Source organism: Nostoc paludosum FACHB-159, assembly GCF_014698835.1.
In the GTDB taxonomy this organism is placed as follows: Bacteria; Cyanobacteriota; Cyanobacteriia; order Cyanobacteriales; family Nostocaceae; genus Nostoc; species Nostoc paludosum.
The window spans coordinates 143457-157173 of the sequence record NZ_JACJTU010000001.1; the positions used below are offsets into that span (position 1 = coordinate 143457).

The following is a 13717-nucleotide window of genomic DNA, read 5'->3' on the forward strand; positions in this document are numbered from 1 at the left end:
AGAGTTTCAATTCTTACTCTTGTACCTTTGAGTCGAATATCATCGGGACGTTGAAAGTCAAGAATCTCCTAGTTGCATAATTTAGTGCATGGTTTGTCTATTACTACTAAAATCTTACATACTTGCAAAATCCTCTTACAAAAATTTGTGAATGAAATGCAAGCTATTGCCCCCTTTGCCAATTTGAGATTTTAGATTTTCTTCCTGTGCCCCTCTGCGTTCTCTGCGTCCTCTGTGGTTTAATAATCCTGAATTATTCCTCTTACCCTCTTGCGATTCTTGAATTAGTTGATACACTTGTTCTTCATTAACCATTAGCCCAGTTAACCAGCGCCCTATGGTGCATGTCAAGCGCGTGGAACTCACTAACTTCAAATCCTTCGGCGGTACTACCCAAGTCCCTTTGCTGCCGGGGTTTACTGTCATATCTGGGCCAAATGGTTCGGGTAAATCAAATATTCTCGATGCCCTCCTGTTTTGTTTGGGACTCGCTAGTTCTAAGGGAATGCGAGCCGATCGCTTGCCAGATTTGGTAAATAATGCTCAAACGGCTAAGGGACGGGCTGCAATTGAGGCTAGTGTGACGGTGACGTTTGATTTGTCGGATGAAGTGTCACGCAGAGGCGCCCAGGCGCAAAGGGAGGAAGCAGGGGAAGCAGGGGAAGCAGAGGGAGCAGGGGAAGAAAATTTAAAATCGGAAGTCCAAAATCGAAGATTGGCAGAGTGGAGTGTCACTCGGAAGTTGCGGGTGACTCATCAGGGGACTTATACATCGAATTACTACATCAATGGTGTAAGTTGTACGCTGACGGAGTTGCATGAAGAATTAAATAATCTGCGGATTTATCCTGAAGGTTACAACGTGGTGTTGCAGGGGGATGTCACTAGTATTATTTCGATGAATGGACGGGAGAGGCGGGAAATTATTGATGAGTTGGCTGGGGTGGCGGCGTTCGATCGCAAGATTAATCAAGCAAAATCTACTTTAGATGAGGTAAAGGAAAAGGAAGATAGCTGTCGGATTATTGAGACGGAATTAACTGCACAACGCGATCGCCTTTCTCAAGATCGTGCTAAAGCTGAAAAGTATCAAAAACTGCGGGCGGAATTCTTAGCGAAGCAATCTTGGGAAGCTGTATTATCATGGCGATCGCTGCAAGCACACCAAGAAAAGTTGGTTGGTGAAATTCAAAATGGCGATCGTAATTCTGGCGAACTCAATACGCAACTTACAAATCTCAATTCCCAGATTGTCCAAAAAACTGCCGAACTTGAAGAACTCAATGCCCACGTGAAAGCTTTGGGAGAAGACGAACTTTTAGCGGTACAATCTACCCTCGCTACCCAAGAAGCAGAACGCAAACAATTGTTGCGTCAGCAAACGGAATTACAAACGGCTTTTGAAGAAACTGCCCAGCGTCTGGCTCAAACTCAGCAGGAGATTGAACAACAGCGTCATACTCTCCAAGAAGTTGCCGAAACGCAGCTTGCAGAGACGCAATTAATCGCGTCTTCACAGCAGCAAAGAAACGAAGCGCAACAAACTTTAGAAACTTCTCGCCAAGCAGCCGCAGAAATCGCCTCGGCTTCGGAGGCGTGGGTACAGCAACAAACGGCATTCAACCGTCAAATTGAAACTTTGTTGCAAACTCTGGAACCCCAACGCACTGAACAAGCGCAACTCAGGGAACGCAATAACCAGTTACAACAACTCATCCAAGAACAAACTCTGCTAATTGAACGCTATGAGCCGGAATTAGCCGCAAAACAAGCTGAATGTAGTGGAATCGAAACGGAATTTAACGCTTCTAGCGAACCCATCCAAAATTTAGCGCAAAATCTCTCAGCCACAGAACAAGAATTGCAGATTCAGCAGGAAACCCAAAAGCGATTACTTGCCGAACAACGAGAAAAACAACGTCAGTTAGATAAATTAGAAGCACAGACGCAAGCACAGCAAGAAGTCCAAGGTACTCAAGCGAGTAAAGTGATTTTACAATCAGGAATGCCTGGGGTTTGCGGCTTGGTTGTCCAGCTAGGACGAGTAGAACCCCGCTATCAGCTAGCTTTGGAAATTGCCGCTGGTGGACGTTTGGGACATATTGTGGTTGAAGATGACGGTATTGCCGCAGCGGGTATTGAATTGCTCAAACAAAAACGTGCTGGGAGAGCGACTTTTTTACCGCTAAATAAAATTTCTGCTGGGAAATTTACTCAAGATGCAACGCTGCGTTTGGCTAGCGGCTTTATCAACTATGCTGTGAACTTAGTCGATTGCGATCGCCGTTACAAAGATGTATTTAGCTACGTCTTCGGTAACACTGTTGTCTTTGGGAGTCTCGAACAGGCGCGGAAAAATTTAGGACTCTACCGTATCGTCACCTTAGACGGGGAATTGTTAGAAACCAGCGGTGCAATGACTGGTGGCAGCAACACTCAACGTTCGGCATTGCGCTTTGGTACTGGCGAAGCGGCGGAATCTGATGAAGTTATTGCTTTAAAAAATCGTTTGGTGGATATTGAGCGAGTTTTAGAGCGTTGCACTGAAGCGATCGCCACTTTGTCAAGCAGAACCAAACAATTAACGCAAGAATTAACAGAAGCCCGACAAGCACGGCGCGAACAGCAGTTGCAGTTAGAACAATTGCACAAAGATATTAAAAATTTAACAACGCAATTAGAGGGGACGCGATCGCAATTAGTCCAAAACAGCGAAAAATTAGCTGCTGCTCAATCTCGTCTGGAAGTTTTGGAGCGGGAATTACCAGGACAAGAAACTCAACTGCAACAATTACGACACGCCTTAGCAGAGTTAGAAGCCTCTCAAACTCCCAGTGAATGGCAACAAATCCAAGCAACCATTAAAATTCAAGAGCAACAATTACAACAACGCGAATCAGCATTAAGAGAAGCCGAACAAAGATTAAAAAATTTAGAAAATCAGCAACAGCGCCTCCAAGAAAAAATCCAAGAAGCCGAAACCCGAATCGCCGAATACGAAACCCAACAAACCTCTTGTAGAGACGCGATGAATCGCGTCTTGAACCAAATCACAACGATAAACGACCAAATCGCCCAAACCCGTCTATCGTTGAATCAAATGGAACAAAAATTGGGCGAACAAAAACAAAAACGCGACGCCACAGAACAAGAAGTGCGATCGCAACTTCTACGCCAGCAACAACTAGAATGGGAAATCCAAAAACTCCAAGAAACCCAAGAAAAACGGCGAGAAGAACTAGTTGCACTGCAAAGTCAGTTGCGCGATGTGGCAGCAGAATTACCCAACCCACTGCCGGAAGTTCCAGATAAGGTAGACTTGGAAGAATTGCAGAAAGAATTGCGATCGCTCTCCAAACGCTTGCAAGCAATGGAACCTGTCAACATGCTGGCGTTGGAAGAATACGAACGCACCCAAAACCGCCTCCAAGAACTAACGCAAAAATTAGAAACCTTAGAAGGGGAACGCACCGAATTACTTTTGCGAATTGAGAACTTTACCACATTGCGGCAACTCGCTTTTAAAGAAGCTTTCGATGCCGTCAATGAAAACTTTCAATCAATTTTTGCAGTTCTCTCCGATGGCGATGGTTACCTGCAACTGGAAAATCCCGAAGATCCATTTAGCAGCGGACTGAATTTAGTTGCCCATCCCAAAGGTAAACCGGTACAGCGTCTAGCTTCCATGTCTGGGGGAGAAAAATCACTCACAGCCTTGAGCTTTATCTTTGCCCTGCAACGCTACCGTCCATCGCCATTTTACGCCTTTGATGAAGTAGATATGTTTTTGGATGGAGCAAACGTAGAGCGATTAGCTAGAATGATCAAACAACAGTCACAACAAGCTCAATTTATAGTTGTTAGTTTGCGTCGTCCGATGATAGAATCAGCCGAACGCACAATTGGCGTTACTCAAGCACGAGGAGCTTATACTCAAGTTTTGGGGATTAAATTAACATCATCCAATACATCTGCTTGAGTTTTTGTTAATAATAGTGTATAGATAAACCGGATTCGAGATCAGGACTCGGTATAGAATGACCTCTGAACAAATAATTAGGCGTTCCGACATATTAAATACTCAGGTAATTACCCGCGACAACGGCAAGCGGCTAGGCATCGTCAGTCAAGTGTGGGTAGATATCGATCAACGAGAGGTTGTGGCTCTTGGTTTGCGAGACAGCCTGATCTCTATTTCGGGCATACCGCGCTACATGTACCTCAACAACATCAACCAAATCGGTGATGTCATCCTGGTTGATAACGAAGATGTAATAGAAGATATCGAAGTTGAAGCTCTCAGCAACCTGATTAACTGGGAAGTAATAACAGAAACAGGTGAAGTCTTAGGCAAAGTTCGTGGCTTCAAGTTCAACGGCGAAACAGGTAAACTTGATTCCATAGTCATTGCCTCATTAGGATTGCCCCAAATTCCCGACCAATTTTTAAGTACTTACGAGTTCTCAGTCGATGAAATTGTCAGCACAGGCCCCAATCGCTTGATTGTGTTTGAGGGAGCCGAAGAACGCGTGAACCAGTTAACAGTCGGTTTACTAGAGCGTTTGGGCATCGGCAAAGCACCGTGGGAGCGAGACGAAGAAGCAGAATACGGTTATACTCCACCACGCCAAGTGACGCCAGATAAACAACTGCCAAGCGGAGTGCCATTGCAGCCACCCAAGCCAAAAGTCCGCGCCCCTGAACCCGTAGCCGAAGAAGAATGGACAGAAGACTATGTGGAAGAAGTTAGGCCACAGCGCCAAGTAATGAAGGCGCGGCAGTATGAGTCTATTCAATACGAAGAAGACGACGAAGAAGATAACTGGAGTGAAGCAACAGGTAGCGACAGGTATAAACAACCGCTAAAATCTGAACCCCAGCCTTATAACAAGCCATACGTTGACGACTACGATGATTATGACGACTTAGAAAGCGATGCTTGGGAAGATGCGCCAAAGCCAGTGAATATTCCCAAGAAAGTCAAAGAAAGACAGCCAGAATACGAAGAAGAAGGCGGATATTAATTCGTAATTCAATTTCAAGGTAACTCTAGCCCTTTCCTTACAATAAGTAGGGAAAGGGCTAATTTTTCAATCGCAGTAGTGGCACAGCAAGCAATAGGCAATAGGCAATAGGTAATAGGCTTAAAAGTCTTTTGGTGTTGGTGTTTGACGGTCAGTTTCTGCCCTAATCTACCTGGTAACTGCTATACCAACTTGAAAATTGATTGCGACAGATAAATTTACAAAATACAGTAACCTTTTGAGGATTTCCGTCAAAAAGCTTTACCAGTGGTCACTCAATCTGAGAAGATCTGAATGTATTTTTTGTCAGCTATAGCAATCTTAAATCATTGGTGAAAAAATCTATTGCCTATTGCCTATTGCCTATTAACAACAGTCAAACACTGACAAAAAATCATCATAAATACACATAAAGGAAATAAAAGATATGGATGAAACCTCAGAACTGACAACAAATGATGTAACCACTCAAGACATAGCAGAAGTCATTGCAGAACTTGAGCAATATCGGGAACGTTTAGTTCAAGAAACTACAGAAACAGCAAAACGCGCTAAGTTGATGAGGGTAAGCGTCATGGCAAAATTGGAACCTGAGCTTGCCAAAATTGATGCTGCCCTCGAAGAACTGCGTAATCAGCAAGCTACTCTCAGCGGAAGTAACTAGTACAACAAGGCAAAAGGCAAAAGGCTTTAATTATTCAGTTTTAAGCAATTTAAAACTGGGAAAACTTTTTACCATTCCCCATTCTCCACTCCCTAATTTACATGGTCAACTTTGAAACTCAGTCCGGGGAAAATCCAATTCAGCTATCCCACGCCGAAACAGATGCTTTACTTGCAGCAGTCAGCGAGCAATTAAATCAAAATACCTTCAACCCTGACGACCAAAAAATCCTCAAGCAAATGATTGAGAGTATGGGGGACTCACGGGGGATGGTACGTTTGAGTTTTGCAGAGGCATTGGGTAAAGTTGGTAAGCCTGTAACTCCTTTATTATTGGAAACGGTGGCAAACCACCCAAATCCAGTTGTCAGGAGAGCTAGCACAAAAACTTTGACATTGATTGCTGACCCGATCGCAGTTCCCACCTTAGTGAACGCCCTCCTAAATGATGAGGATACCGTAGTTAAAGGTTCGTCAGTGGGAGCGCTGGCTAAGATTGGTGAGGCTGCTGTACCCGCATTATTAGAAATTTTAGCTTCATCTGAATATCCAGAAAGCGCCAAAGGATATGCGGTATGGGCGTTAGCATTTATTGGAGCACAGGCAAAGGAATATCTATATCGAGAAATTAACTCTGACTCTCCAGAAGTTCGGGCCGCGGTAGTGGGAGCGATCGCTAAAATCGCTGAAGAACGCACAGAAGCTGAATCATTTCAAATCTTGATTAACGCCCTCACTGATGCATCGCCAATCGTGCGGTGTGAAGCGGCTGTAGCTTTGGGTAGCTTAGCTCATCAACCAGCGATTCCCAACCTCGTTGAGTTATTGCATCATCCCGATTGGGAAACTCGAAAAGCAGCCGCTTTGGCATTAATGAAAATTGGTGATGATGTTGCTTTAGAGCCTCTGCAAACCGCATTGATTCAAGAACAGGAAGCAGGAGTTCAAGCGGTGATTAAATTAGCAATTTCTCAACTTGAAAACAATTGACGCGATCGCGCTTTATCCGCATCGGATTCATGCGATCGCTGTTGATTGTAGCTAATGCCCATTTCCCCAATCAATTCAACGGCTCCATAATGACTCTCAAGCCTTTGCTAGAAAGGGTTTTGAGCATTTCTTTAGCGTTATACTCACTGTCAAATACTCCTGCTTGCATCACTTTTTGACCTTGCCAAACTGTAGGAAAAGCACCAGGAGCAAGCGATCGCACTAAATCTCCATCTTTATCTGTTACTAATGTAACCACTACCCGATAACGTATACCGTACTGTGTCCCGGAGTTCCCTCTGTAAGACATGGTTGTAGAACTTGTTGGTACTTTTGGCAAATTGGGAGTATTGGCAACTGGCAACATTGCTTCATTGCCCAAAGCAGTAGGCTCTAGTTTTGGTAATGACTGCTGTGTTTGATTAGCGGTGCTGGGAACTGCTGGCTGTGCTACAGAAGATGAATACTGAGGCGCACTAAATTCAATCGTGTTCGGATCGATCTGCACATAATTAAACTGCGGTGTCTTTGGTGGTTGTGCTGGGGTGGAAGTTGCAACTTGAGCGCTAGTTGATATTTGTCTGGCTGGCAAGTTGCTAGGAGTAGGAAATCCAGCGACTTGAGATGTAGGCGGTTGTTGATTGGATATGGGTGGCGAAAGTGGAACACTCGCTGGTTGCAACGGTAGCAGTTGACTGTTTAATTGTGCAGGAACAAGATTATCTGTTGAAATACTGTTGCTGGTTGGGGTGTTAGTGGTTTCTGGAACTCCTGGGGCCGAAAAAGTGATTTCCCTGGATGCTGGTATTTCTGGTGCGACATTGTTGGGCACAGGGGCGGGTTGAGAATTTTCGGTTGCTAGTGCTGTTGTACCGTTGAGATCTACATTACCAGCGATGCGATCGCTCCCCAAGTTATTGCCAGCAGCAGAAATCACCTGTTTGGCAGCGCTGGCATTAATGTCGTAGCGGCCATTATTTTGAAATTCATTACCCCCAGGTTCGGATGCATTGCCTAAATCTGGCATTGCTTGGGCGATGGCTACTAAACCATCTTCTTTACTACCTTGAATAATATTATTCCGTAAAATCGGGCGGGCATTTGCTTGGACTATTATTCCAGATCTATTATTCTGAATTTGGTTGCCTATAACTACAGGTGCAGCATTTTGGGCAATATTGATGCCAAAGCCTGTTTCATGAAAGATATTTTCCTGCACTTGGGGGCGGGAGTTACCAGCAATTGTGATGCCATTAGCGCCATTGCCATCGAAGTAATTTTTGCTAATGGTGGGTGCAGCATTACCACTGACGGAAATCCCATCTTGCATATTACCCGCAAAGGTATTTTCCACAACTACCGGATTGCTAGATTCAATCCATAAACCATAACCACGACGGTTTGAGTTTGTCAGGGTGACCCCAGTTAGCACTGCTTGGTTTGCCCCAACAATTGTTACATTTTGTCCGCCAAAACTGCGGCTTAGGTAATCACCACCTCCTTGAATAAGGATATCCTTGCCGCGATCGCCAGGATTTCCTTGAATAGAAACACCTGGTTTGAGCATTAAAGGAAATACCTCTCCGGTTTCGGTGCTGTAAGTACCTGGGGAGAGCATAATTACAGTATTGGAGCTAGCTAATCGCAGCGCTTGGGTAATTGTTTTGACAGGAGCGGATTGGCTGCCATTACCTGTACCGTCGTCTCCAGCATTGGGATTGACAAACAGCACATTCGCTTGGGAATTGTTTTTTTCACCTATAGGTGCGGAATCTGGTGTCGATGGCATCTGAGCGATGCCTTCGGCGAGCTCCGCTAACGCACTATCCACCCTTGTTAGTTTGAAAGTTAAAGTAAAAATTACAACATAAGAACTCAACACTAAAAGCTTTGTTGCTTCCAGAAACTTTCGCTTTCCTTGCAAAGTATTTATACTGCGGTAAGTAGAAAATAGAAAATAGGGAATCATATTTAACATAGCTCCTCCAAAGTATGAATAAATTCTTATACTCTTAGACACCACTATGCCGATAATATTACCCACATATTGGTCTCTTGGCGACTAATAAAACAAGGAATTGAGAATTTGGCATAGGGAGTGTGGGAGGTGTGGAAAGAGTGGAGAGATGGTAAGCTTTTTCATCGGGACTGCCTTCTGCCTTCTGACTTCTGCCTTCTTCAAAATCTCCTGACACTCAGCCCTCAGTTCAGACATAAGTTAATCGCCTCTTTACCGACTCCCTGTATTTCTTGAAGCGTCGGCTCGACTGCAATGCGTAAAAATTCACGAATCAGAAATCGGAATCGAGTTTCAGTTTGGAAAGTCAAGCGTGCTATGAGTTATTAATTTTTTAAATCTATTAAACTTGGGTATGAAAGTCTTCTTTCTTTACCAAGAAGGAGAAAAGGGAAAGGGTAAGGGAAGAAGAAAAAACTTTTCACTGCAAGGTATAAAGCCCTTGTTTTTAAATATGGAGAACAAAAAAGAAGATTGAGGAGATACATAGTGCGATAAAAATTGCCGACTCCATGCCTTGAAACCCCTGTTTTTAAATTGCTGGTTCCTTTCCCCTTTCCCCCTCTTTTTCATCAATTTTGTATTTTAAATTATGAATCTTGATTGCAATAATTATTCATAATCTGCAAATTCTCAACAAAAATCCCCCGAAGGATCGGGGGCTAAAGTCAGAAGATAATATTAAACCTAATAGTTGCAATGCTAGCCCTTACGTCGGTTGCGAAAACCTTTCAAAAGTCAGAATCTTGTTTAAATAAAGATTGTGATAAATAATACAAATTAATGCAGCAATAACTGTTAACCCTTTTGATTTTTGTCTTGTAGTCGTTCATTGTAAATTTATTGTAAAAAGGTTTAGCAAATTGCAGAGCAAACCCATCTAAATATTGAAGATTAAGATGCGTTTCTTTGGGTGAGACATTCACGGGAAAATAAGTAATGGGATATGAGTAGTTGGATATTTTGATTTAGAAGCTCTTGGGCTATTGCTTGTGCTGAGTGCGGATTTGCTGTTGTATCCGCTATTGCCAGTTCTTTGTCAGCCTGTAGTCTACCGTAAAATACTTGACTAAGCTTAGTGCTAAACTGTAGCCTCAAACTACCCCGATCGCTGCCTATGGGAACATGGGATAATTTAAAATAACCCTTATTTCTACGTCTTTTTGCGTAGATTTAGTCAAAATTGAGTCAAAAAAAGTAAATTAATTAACTTATGGTTACTAGGACATATGATAATTCACATTTCGATGAAAGTACTAACGGGGTTGTGGTAATGGTCGAGCCATACAGCCAAAAACAACAAATACAGCAAGTTGTTTACCGGATTTTAGACGCTAATTTAGACCGCGCTCGTGAAGGCTTGCGAATTATTGAGGAATGGTGCCGCTTTGGGTTGAATAATGCCCAGTTGGCTCTTGAATGTAAGCGCTTGCGACAAGAAGTGGCCAAATGGCATACCCCGGAATTGCGGGCGGCGCGAGATACACCAGGCGATCCTGGGACTGAGTTAACCCATCCTCAGGAGGAAGAACGAGCTAGTATAAAATCGGTGTTGCAGGCTAACTTTTGTCGGATAGAAGAAGCGTTGCGAGTGCTGGAAGAATATGGCAAGCTTTACCACCAAAGTATGGCGAAAGCTTGTAAGCAAATGCGTTATCAAGTATACACCCTAGAAAGTAATTTAATGGGTTATCAGCGCCATCAATTGTTATGGCGATCGCGTCTGTATCTTGTTACTTCCCCTAGTGACAATTTATTGACTACTGTGGAAGCTGCACTCAAAGGTGGATTAACCCTCGTACAGTACCGTGAGAAAACCGCTGATGATTCTTTGCGTCTAGAACAAGCCAGGAAACTACGGCAGTTATGCCACATTTACGGGGCTTTGTTTATCGTTAACGATCGCGTAGATTTAGCTTTAGCCGTCGATGCCGATGGAGTGCATCTAGGACAAAAAGATATGTCTATCAGCGTTGCTCGGCAACTACTCGGTTCCCAGCGCATCATCGGTCTATCAACCACAAATGCAGAAGAAATGCAACGTGCAATTGCTGAAGGCGTAGATTACATTGGCGTGGGGCCAGTTTATGAAACTCCCACGAAAGTGGGTAAGGCAGCAACAGGCTTAGAATATGTCAGCCATGCAGCGAAAAATTGTTCAATTCCCTGGTTTGCCATTGGGGGAATAGATGCAAATAATATTAATGATGTCATTGATGCAGGAGCTGAACGCGTCGCAGTAGTGCGATCGCTCATGCAAGCCGAACAGCCTACCCTAGTAACCCAATATTTGCTTTCCCAACTCAATCGTATTAAACCAGAAGTCATTAGTAATTAGTCATTAGTCAATAACCAATGCCCCATGCCCCATGCCCAATGCCCCATGCCCCATGCCCAATTCCCCACTCCCCAAATTTATGTCTAATGAGATTACGGTTCAGATAAATGGTGAAAGCCGTAGCTGTTTATCTGAAACCTTTTTACCTGATTTACTGCAACAGTTAGGTTTCAATCCCCGTTTAGTGGCGGTGGAGTATAACGGCGAAATTTTACACCGTCAGTTTTGGGCAGAAACAAAAGTCCGATCGGGCGATCGCTTAGAAGTGGTTACTATTGTTGGTGGTGGTTAATTAGTTTCAGTCAGTAAACCCAGATCTTTGAGGCTGCGTCGTGTAATCTCGATCCGGGCAGGTGCATCTTCTGATTTATACATATCAAGGGTTGTTGCGAAATAGTAAACGTTTTTGTTTTGTTCTAAATAACCCACAAACCAACCAATATTTGGTTTGGAACTCGTTAACCATCCTGTTTTTCCCCGCAATGTGTAGTCTGGAGTTTGTTCGCGGATCGCGATGTCTTTGACAAGATTCATTGTTCGTTGGGAGAAAGGCAAATCTCCTTGATATAACTGTTGCAAAAACTTAATTTGCTGTTGGGGTGTAATTTTCAATGGCCCTTGCAGCCAAAAGCGATCTATGTCTGCGGCGGTGCCGATTTGACGATTACCGTAGCCTACTTTATTAATAAATTGCTGCATCTTTTCATATCCGATTCTACGTGCCAATACTTGATAGAACCAAACAGTTGAATCTTTAAAAGCTTGACGCAAATTTGTATCATGATTCCAAGCATCAATTTCTCGCCTAATTCCATCCCAAGTGAGAACCGCCACATCATCAGGAATGACACCTGTTTCTAGGGCCACCAGAGAGTTAAAAATTTTGAATGTGGAAGCTGGAGGAACAGCAGTTGCATTACGTTGAGAATTGTATTCATAAGTGCGCTTGTTGTTGGAGTCGTAAATCAAGATTGACCCTTCACGTCCAAATTCTTGAAAGTGTCGCCCGAAATTTGACTTTTTCACATTCACCATTGCTGGAGATTTAGATGGGGTTGCAGCTGGTTGAGCCTGAGCGTACATTCTCCCAAAATTCATTACACTGAATACAGCAAAACATCCAATAACTGTGAAAATAAGAAATTGTTTTCGCTGAGTTAATCGAACAAATTGGGATATGGTAGATAAAATATTTTTCATTGCAAATTAATTAAATCACAAGCGTCATTCTACACTGCCATTTTGCTGAATTCTGGAAATATTTGTTCTACTATTAACAAAAATTTGGCAATACCTAAATCTATAGGAACACATAAATATAAAGTAGGGTGTGTTGTCGCGTAGCGCAACGCACCTTTATTGACGTGGGTTAGCCAACTAACACAATAGTAGGGACGTACAGATGTACACCCCTACTCAACTTTGATTTCACAAAATCGTGTTTTATGTCTCTGATTTGTACAGCGAACGATGAAGGGTTCTACGATTAGCTAATTCTTTACCTTTGCGGCCAAGTTGTTCGCGTAGCTGTTGGTTTTTGCACAACCTATTAAAAGCTTGAAAAACCTCATAACCAGAATTAGGATTCACGAGAATGCCATTTTCCTCGTGTTTAACTGTGTCTAAAACGCTACCTACACGAGGAGCAATTACAGGTTTACCGAAGTAACTTGCTTCTAAATAAACAATACCAAAACCTTCTACATTATTATGTTTTGTATCTAATAAACCCAGCATGGCAAATATGTCACAGGCTGCATAATAACCAGCTAATTCGTTCTCTGGTACATATCCAGCAAAGTGTACCCGTTTATTTACGCGCAAGCGATGTGCGAGAGATTTTAGTTCTAATTCACAAGGGCCTTGACCGCAAATTATGTAGTGGACATCCACGCCAAAAGTTAGCAATAGTGGAATGTTATCAATTACGGTCTCAAAGCTTTTATGTTTTACTAACCTTCCTACCGAGAGAATAACTATTGCTGTTTCGGGAATGTTGTAACTTTGACGCACGCGCACGCGTAAATCATCCAGACTAGCTGAAGTTGTTGCATGGCCGAATTTTTCTGGTCTGATTACTGGGTTGATAACATAGGTTGGTGTATCTAACCGCAAAGCACTTCTGAGATAGTTTTGTGTATAAGAACTGTTACAAACAATGCCTTCAGCTCTATGAAGTGTTAATTTAAATAGCGATCGCCACACTGGATTATGTAACGGAACCACAAGATCGTTGCCATGCAGATAGATAAAAAAGCGAATCGGTAAGAAATAGCTCAATAGCAACAGTGAAGGAAAATCATAGCCGTGGCCCCACTCAATATAGCGGTAGTGATAGCGAAAATACAGTCTAATTGCTAGCACAAATGAGCAGACAATATTCGCCAAAGGCTTGAGAAAATTTGCTAAACAGCTGCTATGCCAGTATTTAGGATAAAACCAACGATATATAGGAAACTGTTGATTTTCGTCAAATACTTTATCTCCTGAGCAACCAGCAGTCAACACAATCACTCGTTCTGGATCTTGCAGACAGCGATTGTAGATATATTCCCCAATGACAGCTTGTTTCGGTAGGAAGAACCGGGATATAACCAGAATATCTGGATGTGCAGTTTCGTCTCTAATTTTGGCTGTGAGTTGAGAAATATGTTCCATAATCAACTTGAGAACTCGATTTTTAAA

General features: G+C 43.0%; 10 protein-coding genes. 6 read left to right on the forward strand and 4 right to left on the reverse strand.

Annotated features, from left to right (window positions below; translation table 11 throughout):
- The first annotated feature begins 337 nt into the window (after positions 1-337).
- The 4 genes from smc (at position 338) to H6H03_RS00620 (ending at position 6677) form a co-directional block, all read left to right on the forward strand.
- Entirely contained in the window at positions 338-3979 is a 3642-nt protein-coding gene (gene smc / locus H6H03_RS00605) for a chromosome segregation protein SMC (protein WP_190953148.1), read from the forward strand.
- Positions 3980-4037: 58 nt separating this feature from the next.
- Positions 4038-5024, forward strand: a complete 987-nt coding sequence (locus H6H03_RS00610; protein WP_190953149.1) for a PRC-barrel domain-containing protein — start codon at positions 4038-4040, stop codon at positions 5022-5024.
- Positions 5025-5451: 427 nt separating this feature from the next.
- Entirely contained in the window at positions 5452-5688 is a 237-nt protein-coding gene (locus H6H03_RS00615; RefSeq protein ID WP_190953150.1) for a hypothetical protein, read from the forward strand.
- Positions 5689-5789: 101 nt separating this feature from the next.
- Positions 5790-6677, forward strand: a complete 888-nt coding sequence (locus H6H03_RS00620) for a HEAT repeat domain-containing protein (protein ID WP_190953151.1) — start codon at positions 5790-5792, stop codon at positions 6675-6677.
- Positions 6678-6747: 70 nt separating this feature from the next.
- On the opposite strand, the gene H6H03_RS00625 is transcribed toward H6H03_RS00620, so the two are convergent.
- Both H6H03_RS00625 and H6H03_RS00630 read right to left on the reverse strand, forming a co-directional pair.
- Complete coding sequence (locus H6H03_RS00625) at positions 6748-8646, reverse strand: DUF1565 domain-containing protein (RefSeq protein ID WP_190953152.1); 1899 nt, start codon at positions 8644-8646, stop codon at positions 6748-6750.
- Between the two features lie 67 nt (positions 8647-8713).
- Positions 8714-8872 (reverse strand): hypothetical protein, encoded by a 159-nt coding sequence (locus tag H6H03_RS00630; RefSeq protein WP_190953153.1) that lies wholly within the window; start codon positions 8870-8872, stop codon positions 8714-8716.
- 1095 nt (positions 8873-9967) lie between these two features.
- Between H6H03_RS00630 and H6H03_RS00635 the strand changes: the two genes are divergently transcribed.
- Together H6H03_RS00635 and thiS are read left to right on the forward strand one after the other, a co-directional pair.
- A complete protein-coding gene (locus H6H03_RS00635) occupies positions 9968-11032 on the forward strand; it encodes a thiamine phosphate synthase (RefSeq protein ID WP_242057693.1) in 1065 nt (354 codons plus the stop codon).
- A 79-nt stretch (positions 11033-11111) separates the two neighbouring features.
- Positions 11112-11324: a sulfur carrier protein ThiS gene (gene thiS, locus H6H03_RS00640; RefSeq protein ID WP_190953155.1), complete on the forward strand. Its 213-nt coding sequence runs from the start codon at positions 11112-11114 to the stop codon at positions 11322-11324.
- Here thiS and blaOXA read toward each other — a convergent pair.
- Together blaOXA and H6H03_RS00650 are read right to left on the reverse strand one after the other, a co-directional pair.
- Positions 11321-12211, reverse strand: a complete 891-nt coding sequence (gene blaOXA, locus H6H03_RS00645) for a class D beta-lactamase (RefSeq protein ID WP_390841662.1) — start codon at positions 12209-12211, stop codon at positions 11321-11323. The two genes, thiS and blaOXA, sit on opposite strands and share 4 nt — an antisense overlap.
- 264 nt (positions 12212-12475) lie before the next feature.
- Entirely contained in the window at positions 12476-13690 is a 1215-nt protein-coding gene (locus H6H03_RS00650; protein WP_190953157.1) for a glycosyltransferase family 4 protein, read from the reverse strand.
- Positions 13691-13717: the final 27 nt, after the last annotated feature.